We start from the raw sequence: 22,803 nt of genomic DNA, 5'->3' as shown, positions 1-22,803 counted from the left end.
AGGTTTAATGGTGAAGGTTACTTTCGCTAAATTAGCGAAGTAGAGACATTGCCATGCCTGGAAGTTGATTCGTTTGAGATAGTACAGTTGTACCGGCTTGCATCAACATTTGGTTCTTCGTCATGTTAGAAGATTCAACAGCAAAGTCAGCGTCCACGATACGGCCTTTAGCAGCAGTAGTGTTCTCAACCATGTTACCTAGGTTAGTCATTGTGTGCTCTAGGCGGTTAATGTTTGCACCAAACTGTGCACGGCTTGCGCCGATATCTTCAATAAGGCCAGCTGCGCCACTGATTTTATCAAGGGCTGCTTTTGCTTTCGCTGCATCACCGATACCATCAGTAATAGCTGCGTCACCAAGAGTTGCTGCTACTTTTTTAACACTTACCGATGCGTCAACAGCTAGAGTTTCAGCAGAAGACGAACCAATTTGGAAGTTAACTGCACCAGCTTCGAATGCGCCTGCAGTCGCTAGTAGTTTTTGACCACCGAAAGACGTGTTGCTCATGATGTTAGTTAGCTCAGCAGTTAGCTGCTTAAACTCAGTATCCATTGCTGTACGGTCAGCAGTGCTGTTAGAGCCGTTCAATGATTGAGTAGCTAGGTCGTTCATGCGGTAAACGATGTTAGTCATTTCGTCCATTGCACCTTCAGCTGTTTGCATCATAGAGATGCCGTCTTGTGCGTTACGCATCGCAACGTTCATGCCACGAGTTTGTGCTTCTAGACGGTTAGCGATTTGCAGGCCTGCAGCATCATCAGCAGCAGAATTAACTCGGAAGCCTGTGCTCAAACGCTCCATTGCAGTGTTTAAAAGACCACTTGTGTTGTTTAGCGTGTTTTGCGTAACAAGTGAAGCGTAGTTAGTATGCATAGATAAAGCCATCTTAAGTCTCCTTGGTTTCTCAATATCTTTTTCAGGCTTCGGGAAATTCCCTTGCTCACTAACTAGAGGCGGATGGTTGTTGGTGAAGATTAATTAAAAAAATAAAAAATTTTTCAATTAATTGTATTTTGCTCTGTTTTAGTGATGTCTATTCCAAAGTCGGTGCTTTGAAAGAGATAGGGGTAGGTAAATCGCTGAAATAACCAAAATAGTAGCTTGCTCCAAGCAGGCGATAACGATTAAGTTCGCTTTGGTTTGCAACTCGACTTGCTACCCATTTATAGCGGTACTTTCTTAAAAAACGAGCAACTGGTAAGAAAGCTTCTCTATGCTCTTTGTCTTCTAAGTTGACCACCATTTTGATCATATCTGGTTTAAATGAATGCACTCTATCAAGGTCAAGATGCGAGGTTGTTACCTCGAACCACAGTGAAAAGGCATGTTCACGAAGTTTTTCGACCAGCTCAAAGCTTTCTTCTGTGGAGCAAGATGGTTCATCAAATTGTATTGACGGGATGATGTGTTTGAAGGCTTTACCGTGATGTTCAATGACTCGATTAAGATAGCGATTCCCGTTTGCCCATAGCAGCGCACTCATTCGAATTGGAACAACAACGTTACTGATCAAATCCGGGTGGAAGGTTTCCATTTGAAACTGAGTTTGACGGATGGCTAGATAGATACTGTAAAGGTCTAGACACAGAATCATTGTTTCAGATAAGTCAAAATCATAAATACTTTGTTCACCGGAGTGGCCAAAACGCAGCGTGAGATGCTGAAACTCGATATCGCCAGATTGCACTTGCCTAATAGCTTGGCAAGCGTGCTTTATGTCTTGTTTGGTAAAAGCGTCATAAACAATTTGGTCGTCATCCGTGACGACGCTTTGCTTCATTAACTTACACAAGTGTAAATATATTGCTTGTGCTGAAGTGAGATTAGCCAAGGTTTCCTACCACATTAATTTGTTTATTTTCTGGAATTTCATTATACGACAACACCGCAAGACCTTGCGTGAAGGTGCGCGCGTATCGAGAAAGTAATGGTCGCAATTGAGGCATCACTAATAAGATCGGTGCAAGCCCTTGTTGCTTTAATTGTTGTCTAATCAAAGGCAAGTTCTGCTGGAACTGCCCCAATATGTTGGGCTCAATAGGGAAGCTATCAAGCATTACTGGACCATTTGCTTGTGCTTGCTGTAGTGACGTCAGTAGCATTTGCTCAAGTTCATCAGACAACGCGTAGACGCTAATCTCTACTTTCTTCCCTGCGATTAAGTTGACTAACGTTCTTCGTAACGTACAGCGAACATCGGAAGACAACAAAATTGGGTCTTTAGTATTTTCGGACGATTCCAGCATAGTGTTTGCAATACTACGGATATCTTTAAGTGGCACCTGATCGAGTAGCAGTTGACGATACACCTTGAGTTGTTGGGCTGGCGTTAATGCCGCTCCCAGAGCTTCTGCTAGTTTTGGAGCTTGTGCCATCAAACGTTGGTTCATTGCTTCAACGTCATCATGGTTGAATAAATCGGCAAGATTGGTTTTCATCACTTTGCTGATATGAGTTGCGATAACGGTTGAATCGTCGACAACTTGGTAGCCCATATTGAGTGCTTTCGCTTTGTCATTGTGTTCAATCCAAACGGCTGGTAGCTGGTATGCTGGGTCACTGCCCAAAATACCATCGACTTCTCCGTATGTTTCACCAACAGCAATAGCCATCAGTCTGTCTGGTTCAATAAAACCTTCTTCTATTACTTCACCATTGAGTGAAATAGTGTATTGATTTGGCTTAAGAGCTAGGTTGTCACGTATGCGTACCTCAGGAAGCAGAAAGCCAACTTGCTCAGAGAGGTTTCTTCTTACACCACGAATACGTTGTGCCAATGGCGCTCCTTGTTCTCTGTTTACAAGGTGTACTAAGCGATAACCAAGTGACAATGCAAGAGTATGTACATGTGGAATATCATCCCAAGTAAGTGGGGTTTCCTCCTCTTGCATCGCTTGTGAAATTGCTTCTACTTGATCGAGTTGATGGTCTTGAACTGGTTTTTTTAATTGGCGCCACCCTGCAAAGCCAAGTACAGCCGCGAACGTAAAGAAAGCAAGATGTGGCATGCCAGGAACAATACCAATGATGACCATAATGCCTGCAACCGTAAACAAGGTTGCTGGGGTCGCCAAAAGCTGTTTGTGCATGGTCTCTGACATGTCATTGTCAGTATCATTAATGCGAGTAACGATGATAGCGGCAGCGGTTGCCAGCAGCAGGGATGGGATTTGCGCGACTAGGCCATCACCAATGGTCAGCAATGCATAGGTTTTGAATGCTTCCGAAGCGGGCAGGCCGTGTTCAAACACACCAATGCTGATACCGCCAATGATGTTAATAAATAGAATCAAAAGACCCGCGATTGCGTCACCACGAACAAATTTTGATGCGCCATCCATTGAACCGTGGAAGTCGGCTTCATTCGCAACTTCTTTACGTCTTAGTCTAGCGGTTTCTTGATCAATTAAGCCAGCGTTCAAGTCGGCATCAATAGCCATTTGCTTACCCGGTAGGGCATCCAAGGTAAATCGTGCCGATACTTCTGAAATACGTTCACCACCTTTGGTGATCACAACAAAGTTAATGATCATTAAAATGATGAATACCACCATACCGACGACATAGTTACCGCCGATGACGACCTCACCGAAAGCTTGAATAACTTTACCAGCAGCGTCGCCACCATTATGACCTTCAAGTAATACAATACGGGTCGAGGCAACGTTTAGCGTTAGGCGTAGAAGAGTCGCAACCAGAAGAATTGTCGGGAAGATAGAGAAATCGAGTGGTCTCTTCGCCGTTGTGCTTACTAATAAAACCAGTATCGCAAGTACGATATTGAAGGTGAATAGGGCATCCAATAGCAGTGGAGGCAATGGCAAAATGACCATTGCTAACACCATCAACAGTACAACGGGTATCCCGATGTAGCCTTTTGTCGAAGTTTGGATCTGTTTTAACCGGTTAAACATGCTCTTGTATCCTTGGGTAAACGCTGGTTAATCAGTGCTGCAAATGTTTAGGAATAGAAAAAATAGGCAATGGGTGTGGCTTTTTGCCCGAGCCTTTACGAAAAGCCTTCAGCTGCAATACGTAAGTCAGAATATGCGCCACTGCAATATAGAGCTGGCTTGGAATCGCTTGCTCAATAGCGGTGGTGTAATAGATTGAACGCGTCAGAGGTGGCGAATTGATAATTTCGACTTGGTTTTCTCTTGCGATTCTTTGAATGTGCATTGCTGTTTCATCGACGCCTTTAGCTACTACAAATGGGGCTTCAGAGAGGCTCATATCGTACTTTAACGCCACCGCGTAGTGGGTTGGGTTGGTGATCACAACGTCCGCAGTTGGCACCATCTTATCAATTTTACGTCGGGCGAACTGTTGTTGAATCTGGCGAATACGTTGTTTAACTTCAGGTCGTCCCTCGTTATTTTTAAATTCTTCTTTAAGCTCTTGCTTTGTCATTTTGAGCTCTTTTAAGTGCTCCCATCGTTGGTAAGGAATATCGATGACACCAAAAATGAGAAGTGCAAAGCCCATCAGGAGCAACCCTTCAAACAAGATAGACATGATCATCGTTACCCCTTGATTAAGAGGTAGGCTTTGCATCCCTAACAATGGCTGAAGGTGGTTATCTAGATAGCCGTAAAGGACGGCAAAAACTACAGTGACTTTGAGCGTTGACTTAATTAACTCGACTAGAGATCGAGTCGAAAACATGCGTTTTATACCTGAAAGAGGATTCAGCTTGCTTAACTTGGGCAACATGTTTGCTGGACGAAACATCCAACCACCTAGCACAAGTGTACTGGCGACGGTAACGATGATGATGACAGCAAACATAGGTACTAGCATTTCGATGATCATCGCTAGGCTTTGCCCGATTTGTTCCACCATTTGATTCGGTGATGCGAGATCGTCTTTGGTCAATGCCATATTGTAACGGAAGACACCCGTCATACTCTGCCAAATATTGGAGAGCTGAGAGTAGAAATAGAGAGCGACAGCCAAAAAAATAACTGCGGTCGTAAACTCTTTTGCTCTTGGGATCTGCCCCTCTTGTCTCGCTTTCTTAACTTTCTGCGGGGAGGCTTTTTCAGTTTTGTCTTGTGAAGATTGATCGCTCATGCGCCCCCCATCATGAAGCTGTTTAAATAACGCAAAGTATCGTGTACTAGAGCGGTATACCGGCTAGGCACGCCTGAAATTGAAAGCAGAACACTAAATAGACCAAGCATCATGGTCATAGGAAAACCGAGTGCGTATACGTTCAGTGAAGGCGCGGCTCGGTTCATTACACCAAAACTGATGTTGGCGAGCAGCATAGAAACGATCGCGGGTAGGGCGAGAGCGAGAGCAGATGTAAACATCCAGCCAAATACATTTAGGACCCCGTGTATTGAGAGCAAGGAGATCCCCGATCCTACAGGCCATATTACAAAGCTCTGAATCAAAATATCAATGATGAGTAAGTGCCCTTCTAAAGCCAAAAACAATAAGGTTGAAAACAGTAAGAAGACACGACCTAAGATTGCAACGGAGAGGCCATTGACAGGATCATTCATCATCGCCATACCAAGACCCATTTGCAATGAGACGATCTGACCCAGCATTGTAAAAATGGTAAAAAGCATATGTAGAATTAAGCCAAACATTATCCCCCAAATTGCCTGTTCGAATGCAAGGAACAGTGAGGTGAGAGAAAATAGCTCAACTTCAGGCATTACGGGCATCAATGGTGCCGTGATGACGACAATTGAAAGTGCGAGTAGGCTCCTGACCCAAACAGGGATAAGTGCATCCCCGAAAAACGGCATGGAAATGAAAACGGCGCCAATACGAAAAAATGGCCACCAAAGTTGACCAAGTATGACGGAAAGCTCGGCAAACGTAATGGCCATTAGCCAATCATTCCCGGAATGTTATGGAACAGATAATCAAACAGTTCCATGATTTTACGCAGCATCCAATGGCCAGCAAAAATGACCATAAGTAGAGTGACCAATAGTTTGGGAAGAAAACTTAAGGTTTGCTCATTGATCTGAGTTGCTGCTTGAAATACTGCTATTCCGAGACCGACCACAAGTCCTGGTACGACTAAAACGGCCACCATTAAGATAATGAGCCATACCGCGTCAGAAAACAAAGTTACCGTCATTTCAGGAGTCATGATTTATTTCTCCCTGTTACCCAAAGCTTGCAGACAAGGTGCCTACCGTCATGGCCCAGCCATCAACCAAAACGAAGACCATTAACTTGAATGGTAAAGAAACGATCAGCGGTGATAGCATCATCATGCCCATAGCCATCAAAACACTGGCAACGACCAAGTCAATAATGAGAAATGGAATAAATAGCATAAAGCCAATTTGAAATGCCGTTTTTAGCTCACTTATCACAAAGGCTGGGAGTACAACTGCGAAGGAAATCTCCTCGATATTTTGATCGATAGGCTCATTAGCGATTCGCAGCATTTGTTCCAAAGCACTTTGATGGGTCTGAGCTAGCATGAAGTTCCTAACGGGCTTTTCCGCGACAGAGAATGCCTGAATAAGGGTTATTTCACCATTATCGTATGGCTGAAAAGCATTGTCGTAGATGTCAGACCATACTGGTCGCATTATCAAAATAGTCAGCGAGAGTGCGATACCGACGAGAACGCGGTTAGGAGGGCTTTGTTGTAGGCCTAATGCTTGTCTTAGTATCGCCAAAACAACGATGATACGAGTAAAACTGGTTGCCATTAAAATAAAAGCAGGCAAAAAGCTCAATGCCGTCATTAACAACAGGATTTGGAGCTTAACGCTGTATTCTTGCTGTGTTTGACCATCTGTCACTGACAAAAATGTGAGGCCACTCTCTGTTGCAAATGTTGGGAATGACATCATCCCCAACGTGCACAGTGCGATAAATGCAGCTAAGAGTGAAGGCTTTTTAAAAATGCGCATGCTTTTAGGTACCACTGTTTATCGACCAACACCAGATAAGGCAGAATCAAGAACGTCGATAAGTCTTAAACCGTATTTTTCATTAATAACAACAACTTCAGCATGACCCATTAATGCGCCATTGACTTTCACGTCTAGCGGTTCGCCATTGAGTTTATCTAACTCTAATACCGTACCTTCCCCCGCTTTCATCAAATCTCCTAGGGCAATTTCTTTACTTGCAACCTCTAGAGTTACAGTAACAGGAATGTTCTTAAAGAAACTCAGATCTCTCTCAGCGAAAGCGGGAGTGTCCGTAGATACTTCGTTGTCCAAGTCTTCAAGTTGGAAGTCGTCAAAGTTAATGTCGTCACTGTCGAAAGCAGTGTTTTCAAAAGATTCGCTCATTAGTGCGATTCCTTATTTTGGTTAAAAATCAATACGAGTTGGCCGTCGTTTTCTGCCACGCGACCTGAGAAAAGTGTTTGGTTACCAATGCTTAGTGGGACATTGGCAAACAACTCTATTGGAAGAATGTCTTCCGGTTGAAGCTGTACAACATCACTTAACGACATCGTCTTTTTAGCTAGTACAGCATTCAAACGAACAGGGGTCGTGGTTAACGCCTGCTTAAACGGTTCGTTCAGATCGGACTTTGATTGAAGCTCCAGCTCGTCAATTAGGGTTTGTACTAGTTGACCGTCCAACTTCATGTGGATGGTGCCAACATGATCCTTGAACTTAATGGTCAACTGCACATGTAGGCCAACGCCACTAGTAGGTTCAAAGCGTTCGGCTTTCCACATTTCTGAGGGTGCTAACCAGTTTCCCATCAGTTTACTGATTTTTTCTTGAATTCGGATATCACTACTGGTTAAAGACGTTGTAGAACGTTCAACCGTTGCACCATAAAATCGATCTGCAAGTTTAATCAGAGTTTCTGTCTCAGTATGTATGTATATAAGGCCACCACTTTGGTGCCTTAGTGTCGATGTCGTGTTCGCTTCCATTTCAGATGGTGAAAACGAATGTAGCTCGACAGAATGTATCTTCGCTTCGACTTTGTTGGTTTTAAGCCAGTTCTGCAGCTCATTAGTTAAGCCATTACAAGACTCCGAAATTAGGGTAAACAACTTTTCACGTATGATATGAATAGGCTTTCCTAACAATTCTACATTTAAAATCTGCACGTCTGAATTAGCCATTTAAACTCTGCTTCTTTATATATTTTACCTTGCGTTAACAATTGTCTTTAATCCACAATCGCAGCGACAGTCTACACAGGGTTATTTATTATTTATTAGCATGGCATTTTAATAATGTGACTTCGGTTCATATGTTGACATGGAGTTGACAAAGTCATCTTCAAATAAAATCAGAAAACGGGTACTTTGATTTATAAATAAGTTAATAATAAAAAATATTAAAATTTAACGAGCAAAGCTCGTTTTTTATACTCTCTATTACCAATAGAGAGTTAGTCAGGAAGTTATGTGGTTTGCATTTCTAACTTATTGTTTTGTTAGTTTTAAATCATTGAACGGCAGGCTTGGTTGCTTAAATAACACACAACTTAAAGCGAGTGATGTTGTTTCAAAGTAGGACTTTTATATGGTTTTGTATGCCCATAATTTTAATGGTACGGCATATCTAATTAGTTTTCTTCAGTCATGGAAATGTCAAAAATATAGTGATGTAAAACGTTTTCGTCGCTGTTTATCTACGTTTTTGGCTCTCGGTTTATTTTCTGTGCCTCACCTTCATGCCTCGGAATATATTAATGTGCCAATGGATTTATCCAGTTGGTCATTTAAAGGAGGAAAATTTGAATGCAAATTGGTTCATTCAAAGATTCCGCAGGGGAAGTTTTATTTCCGCTTGTTACCAAATGACAATGTTTCTTTTGTTGCCGAATTAAGTAGTAATGACAAAAGTTGGAGTAGAGCTTCACTTCAGAGTGTTCGAGCTCCATGGCAAAAGGGGCGTGAACCCTTTGTCATTGATACTCTTGAAGTAGTGAATAACCAGAAGCGCTTAGTCTTTCAACAGGGAATATCAGAGCTTTTAGATAATGTTCACCAAGGTCGATGGGTTACGCTGTCACTAAGCGGAAGTAATGATTCCTTAAAGCTAACGATTCCGACAATACAGATGAATACATCTTTAGATTCTCTTGACGCATGTAGGTCTGAGTTACCAAAAATGACCTTTGCTCAGGCTAGAGATGTTGTATTGCCGTTTGCTTTTGGGCAACTATCACTATCAGCCTCTCAATCTCACAAACTTAGAGCTTTGAAAAGTTACATCATTAGAGATGATCGCATAACCAAAATATTAGTCGACGGCTATACCGACAATGTTGGTTCCTCGGTTGCCAACCTATCTGTATCACGAAAGAGAGCGGAAAAAGTCGCAGATATGCTGACGCAGCTAGGTATTGATAAAGGCCTGATTGAAGTAAGAGCACACGGGGCCCGCTATCCAGTCGCTAGCAACAGTACTGCTGATGGTCGAGATAGGAATCGCCGCGTTACATTGCGATTGGTTCGCGATAACGAAGAAATTGTTCCACGTAATTCACGTAACACTGAGATCAACAAGAATAAGGTAATAGTGCAATGATGGCGAAAATGGAAGTTCTGTTGGTTGAGCCGAATGATGTTATTGCTCAACCAGTTTTGCATGTCTTGCAGAAGGCGGGTTATCTCATTCGTCATGCTCGTACAGGACGAAGTGCATTATTGGAAGAAAGGGCAAAAATTACCTTAGTGAGCTCAAATCTTCCGGATATGTGTGTCCGTGAATTTGTCGCTTGCCATCAAAAGCAGCGTAATTCTGGCGTTGTGATTGCGATTGTCGATCAAGAGCAAGGCATTCTTGCAGCAGAGACAATGAAAGCAGGGGCGACAGATTATTTGCTGCGCCCGTTTGAAAGTAACCAACTTTTGAGTTTACTTACTCGTGTTGAGGCTCTTGAAAAGCCACTTGCGAACATTGTTGCCGAGTCTTGGCGCAGTAAGCAGGTACTTCAGTTGGCTCACCGTGCGGCGTGTACAACAGCAAGTGTATTGATTACTGGTGAATCGGGAACTGGTAAAGAAGTGCTTGCCCGTTATGTTCATGAGCACAGTTCATGTGCTGACGGACCTTTTGTCGCAGTGAACTGCGCAGCAATCCCTGAATCTATGTTGGAAGCAGTGCTTTTTGGTCATGTGAAGGGAGCGTTTACCGGAGCGAGTGCTTCACAGAGTGGTAAATTTGAAGAGGCCAATGGCGGTACTATCCTTCTTGATGAGATAGGAGAAATGTCTCCTGCTGTGCAAGCGAAGCTATTGCGCGTGCTTCAAGAGCGTGAGGTCGAGAGAGTTGGTAGTCATAAAGCGATTCAGCTAGATATCCGCGTCATCGCTGCAACGAACAAAGACCTGCGAGAAGAAGTGCAAAAAGGTACTTTCCGTGAAGACCTTTACTATCGATTAGATGTCCTCCCACTTCATTGGCCACCGCTGAGAGAGCGCAAAGAAGATATCCTGCCTATCAGTCACTTTTTCATCGAAAAGTATCAAGATAAAAGCCAATGCTATTTGTCTCACGATGCTGTGACTGCCTTAAGCCAATATCACTGGCCAGGAAATATTCGTGAACTAGAAAATGTCATTCAACGAGCGTTGGTTATGCGTCACGGTGACTACATTACGGCTCAGGATCTAATGTTACCGATTGAGTTAGTGACTTCAGCCCAGCCTGTGGAACCGACATCTAGCTTTGGCCATGTTGAGGCGAAGAAGCAAGCAGAGTTTCAATTCATCCTAGATAAGTTACGTCAGTTCGGCGGTAATCGAACAAAAACAGCAGATGCGTTAGGAGTTTCGACTCGTGCATTAAGGTATAAGCTTGCGGCAATGCGTGAGCACGGAATCGATTTACAGTCGGCACTTGGCTCAGCAGCCTAAAGGAGAGAGATGATGGCTAGTCAACCACTAAACAATGCGGTATCAGCGGAGCAACTCATGCTCTCCAAGATGGAAGTTATGCGTACTCAAGTTCAGTCACCTGAATTTGTTGTCAGCGCGAATCCACTTGACGTTAAAGAATTGAATGCACCTATGTCTTTTTCTCAAGCAATGACGAGTGTTCTCGATACGGTGAATCAACATCAGTCCGTTGCGAGTCAGAAAATGACAGCAGTTGAAACAGGGCAAAGTGATGATTTGACTGGGGCGATGATTGCAAGTCAAAAAGCCAGTCTGTCGTTCAATGCGTTAATGCAAGTACGTAACAAAGTAGTTATGTCATTTGAAGATATTATGAAGATGCCGGTGTAGAGAATGTCTGAACTATCGACTCAAGTGGCAGGCAACGCCACCATTCAACCTTCTTTGAGTACAACCCCTCAAACTAGCACTTTAAAAGGGATGGATGACATCTCTTTTAAACTCAAAAAACTGTGGTCTAGTAGCCAACGTAATTTGGTACTTTCTGCGGTATTGGCCGCAATCGTGGCTGCCATTATTGTTGTTGCACTCTGGAGTTCTTCACAGAGCTTTAGGCCTCTCTACAGCCAACAAGAGCGTTTTGATATCGGTGAGATTATTTCTGTTTTGGAAACGGAAGGGATCAGCTACCGTATGCAAGAACAAAATGGGCAAGTACTCGTACCTGAAGGTGATGTTGCCCGCATCCGAATGTTGCTCGCGGCAAAGGGCGTAAAAGCGAAACTTCCGACCGGTTTGGACTCTCTAAAAGAAGACAGTTCTTTAGGCACTAGCCAGTTCATGGAAACGGCGCGCTACCGACATGGATTAGAGGGTGAGTTAGTACGCACTATCATGTCACTGAATGCAGTATCAAATGCTCGTGTGCATTTGGCTATTCCTCGTCAGACACTATTTGTACGTCAGAATACTGAGAATCCGTCAGCATCCGTGATGTTAGAACTGAAACCAGGTGAGGATTTAAAACCTGAGCAAGTTGAAGCCATTATCAACTTGATCGTGGGTAGTGTGACGGCGATGAAGCCTGAGTTTGTTTCTGTTATTGACCAATACGGACGATTACTAAGTGCTGATGTAGCTTCGCTAGAGGCGGGTAAAGTTAATGCAAAGTACTTGGAATACCAAAAGAACGTCGAGAAGCAAATCATTCAACGAGCGTCTGACATGCTTACACCGATAGTCGGGCCAAGTAACTTCCGAGTTCAAGTTGCCGCTGATATGAACTTCAGCCAGGTAGAGGAAACTCAAGAGATATTGGATAGCACGCCAGTTGTACGCAATGAACATACGATTCAAAATAATTCCATTGATCAGATTGCGCTGGGTGTTCCTGGGTCTCTGAGTAACCAACCTCCAGTGACAGGGGATAAGCCAAATACAGAAGATAGCCAAAATACCAATGCTCGCTCCGAGATCAACCGCCAATACGCGGTGGGCAGTAGCGTGCGTCGTACTCAGTACCAACAAGGTCAAATTGAGAAATTGAGTGTCTCTGTTCTTCTAAACTCTCAAGCAGCTCCAAATGGCACTGCTTGGACAGACGCAGAGAAAGCACAAATCACGACCATGGTTATGGACGCTGTCGGTATTACAGAAAATAGAGGGGACAGCTTAAGCCTAATGAGCTTTAACTTTACCCCAATCGATATTGATGCGCCGTTGGCACTACCGTGGTGGCAAGATCCGACAGTCCAGCAGCCGATCCGCTATGTTATTGGTGGCATGCTGGGTATGGCGATGATTTTCTTCGTGCTGCGTCCTCTGATTATGCATCTAACGGGTGTCGATAGAAGAGATCAAGAGCTTGATTTTGCGGAGCCACAAGAAGAGCCGGTTTATGACAATGTTCAAACTCGAGAAGAGCGTGAACGTGAAGAAACACTCAACCGACGTTTGTCAGAAAAAGGTATCGCGGTGTCGTCTGGCTTAGACGTGAACAGCGATATGTTACCGCCTCCGGGTTCGCCGCTTGAAATTCAATTGAAACATCTACAGCTCATCGCAAATGAAGAGCCAGAACGTGTAGCGGAAGTACTAAAACAATGGGTAAACGTGAATGAACACAGCACAGTCGAAGCAAAAGCAGACGCTTAGTCATGTAGAGCAGACGGCTCTTGTCTTGTTAGGTATGGGTGAGGACGCTGCAGCTAAAGTATTGCAGCACTTCAGTCGTGATGAAACCCAACGAGTGACCAGAGCAATGGCTCGGTTAAGCGGCATTAAGAGTGATTCTGCACACGGAATTATCCAGCATTTCTTTGAAGATTTTCGCGAGCATAGTGGTATTCGTGGTGCTTCTAAAGAATATCTTTCGAACACGTTGCGTAAAGCACTTGGTAATGACTTAGCGAAAGGGCTGCTGAATAACCTGTATGGCGATGAGATTCGAAACAATATGCAACGTTTGCAATGGGTAGATGCAGAAGTTTTAGCCCGTTTTATTGCTAATGAACACCCGCAGATGCAGGCTATTTTTCTTGCTTACTTACCCGCAGACAGTTCTTCTGCAGTGTTGAAACATCTACCGGAAGATTATCATGATGAGCTGCTCTTTCGCATTGCTCGATTACAGGATATCGACCATCAGGTAGCGGCCGATCTTAATGACCTTATCGAGCGCTGTATCGAGCAGGTATCGACCAGTCAGAGCGCGCCAATGTCGGGTGTGAAGCAGGTTGCCGATATCATAAACCGCTTCGAAGGAGATCGTGCTTCGTTGATGGAAATGCTGAAGCTTCATGATGAAGAAGTTGTTCGAGAGATTGAGCAAAATATGTTCGACTTCATGGTGCTGGGGCGTCAGAAAGAAGAAACCATGGACCTTCTGGTGCAACAGGTGCCAATGGAACTGTGGGCTGTTGCATTGAAAGGTGCAGAAATTACCTTACAACAAGCTATCAAGCGTTCTATGCCTCAGCGCATGGTTAAGGCGTTAGAAGATGATATGCAGGTACGTGGTGCTGTAGGCTTGAGTAGTGTCGAGCGCGCTCGTCAAGACATCATGGAGTTGGTCCGTGAACTGAGCGAAGCTGGTGAGATTGATTTGATCTTGTACGAAGAGCCTACAGTGGAGTAAAGCTATGGCTGATTTTAACAACGTACTCGTTTCTAAAAAAATGCGTTTACCATCTTCTGCGTATCGCGTTCATCGCTTTCCACCATTGGCTCAACCAAATCTTATTGATGAAAACTTGGGATTAGACAATGAGTGGCAAGACACCCAAGTCGATCTTCAACAGCGTTTAGAGGCCGGTTTTCAACAAGGCTTACAACAAGGCCATGACGAAGGTTTTCGTCAAGGTGTGGAACAAGGCCAGCAACAAGGCGTACTTGAAGGGCAAAAAGAGGGCTTTCAGAAAGGGTTTGTATCAGGGGAGCAATCTGGCAAGCAAATGTTCAGTGAAGCCGCAAAGCCAGTCAATGAGCTATACCAAGCTTTGGCACGTTGGCAAGCAGAAAAAGAGCAGCAGCAGCGTCATATGATTTGTGAATTGGTACAAAAAGTAGCTCAGCAAGTTATTCGTGCAGAATTGACGTTGATGCCACAGCAAATTCTAGCTCTGGTCGACGAAACCCTAGGAGCTATGCCAGGTAAGCATGAGACAGTGACGGTTCACCTGAACCCGCAAGATCTTGAACGAATTACTCAAATAAATGCTGACCTACCAGCGAGCTGGAAACTTGTCGCAAACCCAGAACTGCAGACCGGTGGATGCCATTTAGTTACTGATGATGCAGAGGCCGATGCAAGTTGTGACTCTCGGTTAGAAGCTTGTATGGACAACGTAAAGCAACACCTTTTAGAAGAGGTGGCACTGCCTCAAGTTGAAGGTATTGATGAGTAATGCAATGCCACGAGGCCTATTAAGCGAACGCATGAGTGATGCGATCGCGTCACTCGATTCTATCCCTGTTGCGAGAGTGACTGGGCGACTGGTCAAAGTGAATGGTTTAATGCTGCAAGCCGTAGGGTGCCGATTCAAATTGGAGCAGCGTTGCCTCGTCGAGACGGATGAAGGCGATATGATTGAAGCCCAAGTTGTCGGGTTTGATCATACCGTTGCGTATTTAATGCCGATTCGCCGTTTAGGTGGTCTGTTTGCAGGCGCAAAAGTTATCCCGCTTGATGGTGATAGTACCGTACAGTTAAGCAGTAACTGGCTAGGTCGAGTGGTTAACGGCCTTGGTGAAGCGCTTGATGATGGTCCAGTGCTGAAAGGAGGAGAGCGAGTCTCTCTCGAACCAAAGCAGATTAACCCACTGAAACGCCGTCCAGTTGATACACCACTAAATGTTGGAGTGAGGGCGATAAATGGTTTGCTTACTGTTGGGAAGGGGCAACGTATCGGCTTAATGGCCGGAAGTGGTGTCGGTAAAAGTGTTTTAATGGGAATGATTACCCAAAATACAGAAGCTGATGTCATTGTTGTTGGCTTGATTGGTGAACGTGGTCGAGAAGTGAGAGAGTTTGTAGAAAGAAACCTAACACCTGAAGCTCGTCAGAAAGCGATCATTATTGCTGCTCCAGCGGATGAATCCCCTTTGATGAGATTAAGAGCCACCTTACTATGTCATCGTGTGGCAGAGTATTTTCGTGACCAAGGTAAAGATGTTCTGTTGTTAATGGATTCTTTGACTCGCTACGCCATGGCACAACGTGAGATTGCACTGTCTTTGGGGGAACCACCAGCTTCACGTGGCTATCCACCTTCTGTTTTTAGTGTACTCCCGCAACTACTTGAAAGAGCGGGTAACAGTGAAAACCCACACGGTAGTTTGACGGCTATTTATACGGTATTGGCGGAAGGCGATGATCAACAGGATCCCGTGGTCGACTCTGCTCGAGCCATCCTTGATGGTCATGTGGTGTTGTCACGTCAATTAGCCGAGCAAGGACACTATCCAGCGATTGATATCAACGCATCAATTAGTCGATGCATGACTGCGTGTACGCAAGAGGCTCATAGCACAATTGCCAATCAGTTTAGGCAACTTTACTCGAGTTACCTTCAAGTCAAAGAACTGCTGCCTTTAGGTGGTTACCAGCCAGGTCAAGATCCAGAGCTCGATCGCTCGGTGGCTATTTATCCTCAATTGAGAAGCTATTTGCAACAGTCAGCCACTGAATCCGTTGATTACCCAACGAGCTTGACCGAGCTTGCTCAATTGTTTCAGGCACAATGAGGGCTAAGTTGTGGAAGCAAAATTAAAAGCGGTCGGTAAACTACAACTGATGGAAGAAAAGCAGCGTGATCGCGTTGGGCAGCAACTTGACCAGATGCGTCAGCAGCATGTTCATTTGCAAACACAACTGCAGCAGCTTTCTGCGCTAAAAAATCACGCGGGACAATCGGCATTGATGGCGCCAACATTGAACAGTGCGACGTTGATGAACTTAAATCGAGTTGATCAGATGCTGCAAAAAATGTTGCAGCATCACGAGCATGAGCAAGCAGTAATGCAAGCCCGTTGCACCTCAGTTCAAAAGCAATTGGAACACAAACACGCTCGCGTTCAGGGGCTAGAGAAAGTACTGGAACGCTGGCGAGCCAAACAAAACTATGAGAAAGCGAAGAAAGAACAAAAGCTCATAGAGGATATTATTAACTCACGATTGAAGAGGAAGATACTTTAGTTTAGTGAGATCGAGCCATACTAAAGCGTATTTACGCCACGGTCTTTACTCCCTTTTTTGCCATACCTTTTAAACAAGTAACCAATGGCATTGGCTTCGCAATACCATAACCTTGTGCATAGTTGATTCCTAATTCAGATAAGATCTGAATGTGGGCTTCACTTTCGACAAATTCTGCAACTGTCTGAAGTTTCATCTCGCGCGCTACAGTGCAAATCGAGCTTACGATCAATCGGTCGGTTTCATTGTAAGGTAGGTTTTTAACAAATGCTCCGTCTATTTTTAGTACATCAAGTGGCAGTCTTCTTAAATACTCAAAACTTGCATATCCAGTACCGAAGTCATCGATGGCAATTTTGCAGCCCACCTCTCGCAGTGTCGTTAGTGTTTCTATCGCTTGTTGCTCATTGCTTAATGCTGATGATTCGATGATTTCGAAACAGACTTTCTCTAAAGGAATCTTCAACTGCGCTGCCTTGGAGATTATTTGCTCGGCTAAGTTTGGTACACCAAGTGTTTTAGCGGTTAAGTTGATTGAGCAGTAATCGATTTGGGTCCAATCTTCTACGTGAGCATCAAGCATTAGAAACGTATGGTCAATTACCCATCGATCGAGTTGAGTTTCCAAGCCAAATTGGTTAATCAAAGGAAAAAAATCGGCAGGAGCAAGTATTGAACCATCCGAGTTTATTACCCTCAATAAAACCTCAAAGCTAGTTGGTGTATTGGCTGTAGGTGACAGAGTCTTATATGGCTGACAGTAGAGTTCGAATTGATCATTTTTGAATATTTGTTGGATGTAGTTCAGTTTGTCGACTCGATCTGAATGCGCAGAGGTTAGTGTGACCCAATGTATGGTTTCATCGTATCCCGCTCTTTGGTCGCAAAGTACCGAGGCAACTTTTTCTATGTCCATGGTTGGATAGATACGAGCGCAGTGCAAGACAGGGTTAACTAAAGATACTGATGTCCCTTGCCAATAAAACTGGAATTTTTCCAGATGCCGAGAAACTTCATAGAGCTCACCATGTATGCCCTCTGACATTTCAGTAAAACTAATGACTCCCGTTGAAAAAGGGGGGCGGTAGCAGCGGTTAATCCCTTCATTTCTCGAACTTAAATAATCACTAAGTTGCTTAATAAGTTGAGATTTTCCTTCATGTCCTAACCCTGTCAGCATTGAAAGAGTTGAAGTGAGATCTAAGTAGATCAAGACAGATTGTGACTGGGTAAATACGTCTTCTTTTAGCTGAGCAATATTGTATAACTCAGTATAGGGGTCTATCCGCTCCGCTTGAATCTGCATTTGAGACATTTCATAGTATTTGATGGAATAGCCAGCAAGCAGGTAGGCTAGGGTAACGAGTACGGAAACAATGATCATTAATCCCAGCAACTTTTCTTGATTGTACGGACCAGCGTTGAATGCATGTATGGCGTCGTAGATGATGAGTAATGTTGCAAATGATCCAATTACTAATGGCTGAATAATGCCATGGCGAGACAAACCGGAGATTACAATAAGAATTACGCAAAAACTCACCGTATTGAGTAGGAAGGAGCTCGGTGCATACGCTGCTAAACTCAGCAAACCGATACTGCCAAATAGCCAAAAAAGATAGCGCTTATCCGTGTTGCTGGAGTGACGTAAGCTTCGGTCTAAGGCAATAAAGCGTTGTTGATCAGTACCAGTTAGCAAACACGTTGCAACGTATAGGGTTGGCGTGACAAGTAGCTGTGTCAGGTATCCACCTAATGTTGCATAGACGAGGAAGTGGGTGTCAAAATAATTGCTTCCTATTACACCACTAACTATCAACATCATCATTGTATTAGCCAGTGGGTAAAAACATCCGGCCGTTAAGAAAAACACGCTTAGCTTAGTGGAAGCGGGTTTATCTAGTGCTCTATCATTATAGGTATGAAACAACCATGCGGTTACAAATGGAACAATGGGAAGGAGCAGACTATAAGTTGCACTGAATTGAACTCCTCTCCCTGTTAGCCAGTAATAAAAGAACAACCCAAGCACAACGCTGGGTATCGCTTTTGACCTATAGCGAAGAAAGCTAACTAACGCCGTAGCGCCAACGATAGAGATGATTTGGAAATTGTCTTGTTCTAAAACGAAAAGAGAAGATAACCCAAAGCTGACGAATATCATCGACACAATAGAAAGCGATAATATAACGTAAGAAAATACTCCGTATTTTGAAGTATTGATGCTCATCTCATTACTCTGCAAACGATTTACTACGCATCATAGCAAGTTTTGTGATTTCCAAATAATGAAAATCCATAGTATGTATAGGGTTACTTCACGTTTTCTGTGAAAAGTATCAATATCAAATTAGACGTTCACAACGTCGGCGTAGGTAGCTGAAAGGGAGCAGGAAAATAAACAAAAATGGGGAGAGGCCACCACCACTGCTTCCTACTGAATCTGTTTCTGTCACGACCGTATCTTGCGGTTCAAATCCTGAGTCACCTTCGCTGTAGTAATCCTCAGAGGCAGCCTTTGAAGCATCATAGGCAGTTTTTGTTCCACTACTAGTAAGTCGTTCAATCCAAGTTGTATAGTTCAATACCTCGGTAAACACACTCGGGATGGATGGAGATTCACATACAGAAGAACCATAACTAACAATGCCAATTTGCTGATAACTTCCATCGCTATCTAGGTAAGTCAGAGGCCCTCCAGAGTCGCCACGGCAAATACCGGTGTAGGGTTTGTTTGGAAAGCCGTTAGCGCAAAGGGTTTCTTGGCTATGGTATCCAGAGACAAGGCTTGCGCACTGGATGTCTGTCAATGGGCGAACATCGGCTGTGAGCAAGTAATCTGCGCCAGACGTATCATTTGATGATGTTTGACCAAGGCCAAAGATTTGGTAAACGCTTTGTGCACTGTAATCGCCGAAGTCTTGTGGCAAGGTAATCGATTGAACATTGTCAGTAATAGGGTAACTGAGTTCGAGAATGGCAATATCATTAATCCATAAATCGGATTCATCGTAGTCTGGGTGCTGCGTTATTGTTTTTACATCTTTGAATTCTTGGACATACACATCTGAGCCTGAGGGGTTTTTGACTAAGACTCGTAGGTCATCTTCTGACCAGCCGTTAGAAAAGACATCTCCGCCAACGCAATGTGCCGCAGTCATAATGTATCGGTCATTGACGATGGTACCACCGCAAACGTCAGCAAAAGTATTTGAACCTTGTCTGTGAAGTATGAGTCGAGCGAAGAAAGGGGCTTGATTCGGAGTGATCCTCTCTCCATTGATCACGGCTGTTGACAGCCCTGGCTGGTTGTTTGCTGTTTTGACTGTTACCTCGGAGGCAAAGACTTGTAGCCCGAGCAGTAAAGAGATATTTGCAACGATAACTGGTGATAACTTCATGCATGTTCCCCTGTTGTTATCTTCATTAATTAGTATACCCAAGTAACCTCGAGATGCTAGGTTCAGCGAGAATGACTTGGTTTGTAGACGCGGCGGCGATTTAAAGGTCTAGTGGGTCTAAATCAAGAATCGACAACAAAGTATACAAGCCAAGTCTCTTACTCTTTGCAAAGAGGGCCCTTTGGGAGCGTGTCATTGCCCCGATTGCTGCGTCAAACAACTTGGAAAGAGCTGGCTATTACGCTGCGTTGTTTTCCTTGCACTCGAGTCAATGACAACGCTCTGAATCCTGCATCTTGAAGTCACTTGGGTATATATGCAGTGATGTTAAGTTATGTTCTTTCTATTTTTAGCTTTTAACCAGTTCTCACTGAGCGTTAAGCTCTTTTTTTAGCCATGCTCTTAGTTGATGCATCGACTCTAGCTTAAGTTTATGGGGAGGACAGACAAAATAGAATTTTTGATAAGGGTTTACGACTGGCTCTCCTAGCTCAATTAATTGTCCATACTTGATGTCGTCTTTAACAAACAATCGGTGTGTTACTAGCAATCCTAAACGTCTTGTCGTGGCTTGAACTGCTTGAATCGACATATTAAAGGTCATCGGTTTGATGTTAGTTGGGCGTTGAAGTCCAGTTTCCTCTTGCCAAACTTGCCAATCACGCTTGCGACGATCATTCGTCACCTCGATGATAGGGTAAGCCGACAAAAGGTGGCGGATGTCACGACTTTCTGATTGCTCTAACAGTTCAGGGCTGCACACTAGCACTAACTCATCTTCGCTGAGCATTTCACAGTAGTAATCTTGCCACTCTTCTGGGCTGCCATGTACGACAGCGACATCAATCCCTTCTTGCTCCAAGCTAAACTGCCCAACTAGGTTCGACAAACGAATATCCAACTGGGGGGCGTAATCTTGTAAGCTCGACATGCGAGGTATCCACCAATGCAAGGCGAGCGAATTAACCATGTTGAGCGTAATTCGCATGGAGTTTTGATCGTGAATCAAAGCCTCTGTCGCATCGACGATTTGCTCAAGAGCTGGTGAGACTTTTCGATAGTATTTCTTGCCGTCATTGTTGAGTATGACTTGGCGACCGATGCGGTCAAACAGAGGTTTGTTGACCTGACTCTCTAAGGATTTGATGGCCTGGCTGACCGCAGAATGGCTAACCGAGAGTAAATGGGCGGCTTCTGTCATGCTACCTGTCTCCGCTACGGCGACAAATGCGTAGATGGATTTTAGCGGTACTAACTTGCGCATGCTGCTATTACTCTCTCTTTTGATGGGGTGGATCGTATCTGGATAATTTAAATCTGTAAGTTTTTCTTACAAGTAAGTTTAAAATTACTCGCTATTTCTCATTTGTTTACTTTCTTAAAATACTCCGTGAATTAAGGAGTATCTAATGAAAGAAGAAAATAAACCTGTCACCTTCATGTTAATGTCGACATTAAGTTTATCTGTTACAGGACTGTTAGCAAAGCAGCTCAGTAACGATTTATCCGTGACCATGTTCAGTTTCCTCCGCTTCTTCACTCCGGCTCTCATTTTGTTGGTCATATTGCGCTTTAAGAATCTTACTTTGCCTACTGTAGGAACCATTAAGCCGATTTTGCTTCGTGCTCTTTTCATCGCAATGTGTCAGTTGTGTTTTATCGCGTCGCTGCAAACGCTGACTCTGGTTGAAGGTGTCGTGCTATTTGCGACTGGGCCACTGTTTATGCCAATCGTCGAGAAGCTGTTTATGCGTGGTCAGATTCGAATGTCGACCATCGTAGCGCTCGTTATGGCGTTTTCAGGTGTGATTTTATTGGCTGGTTCGGATGGCGAGTTTACATGGCGTATCGATTTGCTGTTGGGATTAGCTGGTGGGCTGTTTAACTCTGGTTCTCAACTGACGCTCTACAAAGCAAGTAAGAGCGGCTTATCACCGCTTGAAATCAACTTTTGGACCTTTGGCGCAGCAGCTCTGTTTATCTTGCCACTGGTCGTGGTGAACGACGCCAGCATGTTGATGAGCTCAATGTCGATAAGCACTTTTGAAACGCCCAATACGTTGCTCGTATTTCTGATGTCGTTACTTATTATTAATACGCAAGTATTTCGTTCTAAAGCTTACCAACTTGCAAGTAGTGGTTCACAGCTCGCTCCACTTATATTCACTAACTTACTGTTTACAGCAATATGGCAATGGGCGTTCTTTGAAGACCAAATGAGTGATAGTCAGGTTATGGGCATCAGTTTAATTGTCCTAGCGACGGTAATGAATACCTGCTGGATTAGGTTCTCGGCACGCCGTATAGGTTTACTGCGACCTAAAACACCTTAAGGATAGGTTTAGCCTAGCAAGCTGTGACAAATGAAGTGTAAACGTCAGTGCCTGTTTGATTTTTAATCAGAATGAGCTAGCGTCAAGAAAGATGCAGGGAGAGAAAACATGCTGACTTTAAACTATCACGTCGAGATTACTGCGACACCTCAGCGCGTATGGAGCGTGCTGACCGATGTCGAACTATACAAACGATGGGCGCAAGCCTTTTCGCCTCAGTCTCAATTTGATGGCGCATGGGAAGAAGGTTGTGACATGACTTTTTTTGATCCAGATATGGGTGGAACGAGAGCGATAATTGACACGGTACAGCCGTTACAAAAACTGGAGTTTCATCATGTTGCCATTTTTAACCCAGATAATCGGCAGCAATTGGATGGAGACTTAGCGTCCAAGTGGATCGGATCGCGAGAGATCTATCAGATCGATACGTTGGATGATCGCTTGTTGTTGAGTATAACCATTCACACTCACAGTGATTTTGTGTCAATGTTCAACCACGGCTGGGAGAAGGCTCTGCCTTTGATCAAAACCATCAGTGAAGAGTAAGGTGAGGTTGCAAGCTA

General features: G+C 44.0%; 22 protein-coding genes. 10 read left to right on the top strand and 12 right to left on the bottom strand.

Going from position 1 to position 22,803, the window contains the following annotated elements; genetic code table 11:
- Positions 1 to 31 precede the first annotated feature (31 nt).
- From lafA to J4N37_RS19195, 9 genes are all read right to left on the bottom strand, one after another.
- Positions 32 to 886, bottom strand: a complete 855-nt coding sequence (gene lafA / locus J4N37_RS19235; protein ID WP_252043136.1) for a lateral flagellin LafA — start codon at positions 884 to 886, stop codon at positions 32 to 34.
- A 148-nt stretch (positions 887 to 1,034) separates the two neighbouring features.
- Positions 1,035 to 1,832: an EAL domain-containing protein gene (locus tag J4N37_RS19230; RefSeq protein ID WP_252043135.1), complete on the bottom strand. Its 798-nt coding sequence runs from the start codon at positions 1,830 to 1,832 to the stop codon at positions 1,035 to 1,037.
- Positions 1,825 to 3,915, bottom strand: a complete 2,091-nt coding sequence (gene flhA / locus J4N37_RS19225; protein ID WP_252043134.1) for a flagellar biosynthesis protein FlhA — start codon at positions 3,913 to 3,915, stop codon at positions 1,825 to 1,827. Before flhA ends, J4N37_RS19230 begins: the two co-directional genes overlap by 8 nt.
- 31 nt (positions 3,916 to 3,946) lie before the next feature.
- Positions 3,947 to 5,074 carry a flagellar biosynthesis protein FlhB gene (flhB, locus tag J4N37_RS19220; RefSeq protein WP_171357498.1) on the bottom strand — a complete coding sequence of 376 codons (1,128 nt, stop codon included), beginning with the start codon at positions 5,072 to 5,074 and terminating at the stop codon, positions 3,947 to 3,949.
- Entirely contained in the window at positions 5,071 to 5,847 is a 777-nt protein-coding gene (gene fliR, locus J4N37_RS19215) for a flagellar biosynthetic protein FliR (protein ID WP_171357499.1), read from the bottom strand. The genes flhB and fliR overlap by 4 nt, the downstream gene beginning before the upstream one ends.
- Positions 5,847 to 6,116, bottom strand: a complete 270-nt coding sequence (fliQ, locus tag J4N37_RS19210) for a flagellar biosynthesis protein FliQ (RefSeq protein ID WP_010450901.1) — start codon at positions 6,114 to 6,116, stop codon at positions 5,847 to 5,849. Before fliQ ends, fliR begins: the two co-directional genes overlap by 1 nt.
- Positions 6,117 to 6,132: 16 nt before the next feature.
- Positions 6,133 to 6,834, bottom strand: coding sequence for a flagellar type III secretion system pore protein FliP (gene fliP / locus J4N37_RS19205; protein WP_086026586.1), 702 nt, complete (start codon positions 6,832 to 6,834; stop codon positions 6,133 to 6,135).
- Positions 6,835 to 6,912: 78 nt separating this feature from the next.
- Positions 6,913 to 7,281 (bottom strand): flagellar motor switch protein FliN, encoded by a 369-nt coding sequence (fliN, locus tag J4N37_RS19200; protein ID WP_010450905.1) that lies wholly within the window; start codon positions 7,279 to 7,281, stop codon positions 6,913 to 6,915.
- A complete protein-coding gene (locus J4N37_RS19195) occupies positions 7,281 to 8,078 on the bottom strand; it encodes a FliM/FliN family flagellar motor switch protein (RefSeq protein ID WP_252043133.1) in 798 nt (265 codons plus the stop codon). The genes fliN and J4N37_RS19195 overlap by 1 nt, the downstream gene beginning before the upstream one ends.
- Before the next feature lie 406 nt (positions 8,079 to 8,484).
- On the opposite strand from J4N37_RS19195, the gene J4N37_RS19190 reads away from it, so the two are divergent.
- Genes J4N37_RS19190 through fliJ form a run of 8 tightly spaced genes read left to right on the top strand, consistent with a single transcriptional unit; the run spans position 8,485 to position 16,503 of the window.
- Positions 8,485 to 9,495, top strand: coding sequence for a MotY family protein (locus tag J4N37_RS19190; protein ID WP_252043131.1), 1,011 nt, complete (start codon positions 8,485 to 8,487; stop codon positions 9,493 to 9,495).
- Positions 9,495 to 10,826 (top strand): sigma-54-dependent transcriptional regulator, encoded by a 1,332-nt coding sequence (locus J4N37_RS19185; protein WP_038882919.1) that lies wholly within the window; start codon positions 9,495 to 9,497, stop codon positions 10,824 to 10,826. The genes J4N37_RS19190 and J4N37_RS19185 overlap by 1 nt, the downstream gene beginning before the upstream one ends.
- A gap of 12 nt (positions 10,827 to 10,838) precedes the next feature.
- Positions 10,839 to 11,198, top strand: a complete 360-nt coding sequence (gene fliE / locus J4N37_RS19180; RefSeq protein ID WP_010450913.1) for a flagellar hook-basal body complex protein FliE — start codon at positions 10,839 to 10,841, stop codon at positions 11,196 to 11,198.
- A 3-nt stretch (positions 11,199 to 11,201) separates the two neighbouring features.
- Entirely contained in the window at positions 11,202 to 12,962 is a 1,761-nt protein-coding gene (fliF, locus tag J4N37_RS19175) for a flagellar basal-body MS-ring/collar protein FliF (protein WP_252043130.1), read from the top strand.
- A complete protein-coding gene (locus J4N37_RS19170) occupies positions 12,925 to 13,944 on the top strand; it encodes a flagellar motor switch protein FliG (protein WP_010450918.1) in 1,020 nt (339 codons plus the stop codon). Before fliF ends, J4N37_RS19170 begins: the two co-directional genes overlap by 38 nt.
- Before the next feature lie 40 nt (positions 13,945 to 13,984).
- Complete coding sequence (gene fliH, locus J4N37_RS19165; RefSeq protein WP_033009374.1) at positions 13,985 to 14,713, top strand: flagellar assembly protein FliH; 729 nt, start codon at positions 13,985 to 13,987, stop codon at positions 14,711 to 14,713.
- A gap of 4 nt (positions 14,714 to 14,717) precedes the next feature.
- A complete protein-coding gene (fliI, locus tag J4N37_RS19160) occupies positions 14,718 to 16,052 on the top strand; it encodes a flagellar protein export ATPase FliI (RefSeq protein ID WP_373417617.1) in 1,335 nt (444 codons plus the stop codon).
- Between the two features lie 10 nt (positions 16,053 to 16,062).
- A complete protein-coding gene (gene fliJ / locus J4N37_RS19155) occupies positions 16,063 to 16,503 on the top strand; it encodes a flagellar export protein FliJ (RefSeq protein WP_252043129.1) in 441 nt (146 codons plus the stop codon).
- A 31-nt stretch (positions 16,504 to 16,534) separates the two neighbouring features.
- Here fliJ and J4N37_RS19150 read toward each other — a convergent pair whose 3' ends face one another.
- From J4N37_RS19150 to J4N37_RS19140, 3 genes are all read right to left on the bottom strand, one after another.
- Positions 16,535 to 18,733 (bottom strand): EAL domain-containing protein, encoded by a 2,199-nt coding sequence (locus J4N37_RS19150; RefSeq protein ID WP_252043128.1) that lies wholly within the window; start codon positions 18,731 to 18,733, stop codon positions 16,535 to 16,537.
- 115 nt (positions 18,734 to 18,848) lie between these two features.
- Positions 18,849 to 19,904: a S1 family peptidase gene (locus J4N37_RS19145; protein ID WP_252043127.1), complete on the bottom strand. Its 1,056-nt coding sequence runs from the start codon at positions 19,902 to 19,904 to the stop codon at positions 18,849 to 18,851.
- Between the two features lie 367 nt (positions 19,905 to 20,271).
- Positions 20,272 to 21,168, bottom strand: coding sequence for a LysR substrate-binding domain-containing protein (locus tag J4N37_RS19140; protein WP_038882911.1), 897 nt, complete (start codon positions 21,166 to 21,168; stop codon positions 20,272 to 20,274).
- Between the two features lie 145 nt (positions 21,169 to 21,313).
- Between J4N37_RS19140 and J4N37_RS19135 the strand changes: the two genes are divergently transcribed.
- Complete coding sequence (locus J4N37_RS19135; protein ID WP_252043126.1) at positions 21,314 to 22,237, top strand: DMT family transporter; 924 nt, start codon at positions 21,314 to 21,316, stop codon at positions 22,235 to 22,237.
- Between the two features lie 108 nt (positions 22,238 to 22,345).
- Positions 22,346 to 22,786, top strand: coding sequence for an SRPBCC family protein (locus J4N37_RS19130; RefSeq protein WP_038882910.1), 441 nt, complete (start codon positions 22,346 to 22,348; stop codon positions 22,784 to 22,786).
- Positions 22,787 to 22,803: the final 17 nt, after the last annotated feature.

Origin of the sequence: Vibrio sp. SCSIO 43153, from assembly GCF_023716625.1 — a bacterium.
Taxonomy (GTDB): Bacteria; Pseudomonadota; Gammaproteobacteria; order Enterobacterales; family Vibrionaceae; genus Vibrio; species Vibrio rotiferianus.
This window is presented reverse-complemented; position numbering and strand designations above follow the sequence as displayed.

Coding starts and splice junctions, on each gene's coding strand:
- lafA (WP_252043136.1), bottom strand. CDS start 886: ATGGCTTTATCTATGCATACTAACTACGCTTCACTTGTTACGCAAAAC.
- flhA (WP_252043134.1), bottom strand. CDS start 3,915: ATGTTTAACCGGTTAAAACAGATCCAAACTTCGACAAAAGGCTACATC.
- flhB (WP_171357498.1), bottom strand. CDS start 5,074: ATGAGCGATCAATCTTCACAAGACAAAACTGAAAAAGCCTCCCCGCAG.
- fliR (WP_171357499.1), bottom strand. CDS start 5,847: ATGGCCATTACGTTTGCCGAGCTTTCCGTCATACTTGGTCAACTTTGG.
- fliQ (WP_010450901.1), bottom strand. CDS start 6,116: ATGACTCCTGAAATGACGGTAACTTTGTTTTCTGACGCGGTATGGCTC.
- fliP (WP_086026586.1), bottom strand. CDS start 6,834: ATGATGTCATTCCCAACATTTGCAACAGAGAGTGGCCTCACATTTTTG.
- fliN (WP_010450905.1), bottom strand. CDS start 7,281: ATGAGCGAATCTTTTGAAAACACTGCTTTCGACAGTGACGACATTAAC.
- J4N37_RS19195 (WP_252043133.1), bottom strand. CDS start 8,078: ATGGCTAATTCAGACGTGCAGATTTTAAATGTAGAATTGTTAGGAAAG.
- J4N37_RS19190 (WP_252043131.1), top strand. CDS start 8,485: ATGGTTTTGTATGCCCATAATTTTAATGGTACGGCATATCTAATTAGT.
- J4N37_RS19185 (WP_038882919.1), top strand. CDS start 9,495: ATGGCGAAAATGGAAGTTCTGTTGGTTGAGCCGAATGATGTTATTGCT.
- fliE (WP_010450913.1), top strand. CDS start 10,839: ATGGCTAGTCAACCACTAAACAATGCGGTATCAGCGGAGCAACTCATG.
- fliF (WP_252043130.1), top strand. CDS start 11,202: ATGTCTGAACTATCGACTCAAGTGGCAGGCAACGCCACCATTCAACCT.
- J4N37_RS19170 (WP_010450918.1), top strand. CDS start 12,925: ATGAACACAGCACAGTCGAAGCAAAAGCAGACGCTTAGTCATGTAGAG.
- fliH (WP_033009374.1), top strand. CDS start 13,985: ATGCGTTTACCATCTTCTGCGTATCGCGTTCATCGCTTTCCACCATTG.
- fliI (WP_373417617.1), top strand. CDS start 14,718: ATGCCACGAGGCCTATTAAGCGAACGCATGAGTGATGCGATCGCGTCA.
- J4N37_RS19150 (WP_252043128.1), bottom strand. CDS start 18,733: ATGAGCATCAATACTTCAAAATACGGAGTATTTTCTTACGTTATATTA.
- J4N37_RS19145 (WP_252043127.1), bottom strand. CDS start 19,904: ATGAAGTTATCACCAGTTATCGTTGCAAATATCTCTTTACTGCTCGGG.
- J4N37_RS19140 (WP_038882911.1), bottom strand. CDS start 21,168: ATGCGCAAGTTAGTACCGCTAAAATCCATCTACGCATTTGTCGCCGTA.
- J4N37_RS19135 (WP_252043126.1), top strand. CDS start 21,314: ATGAAAGAAGAAAATAAACCTGTCACCTTCATGTTAATGTCGACATTA.
- J4N37_RS19130 (WP_038882910.1), top strand. CDS start 22,346: ATGCTGACTTTAAACTATCACGTCGAGATTACTGCGACACCTCAGCGC.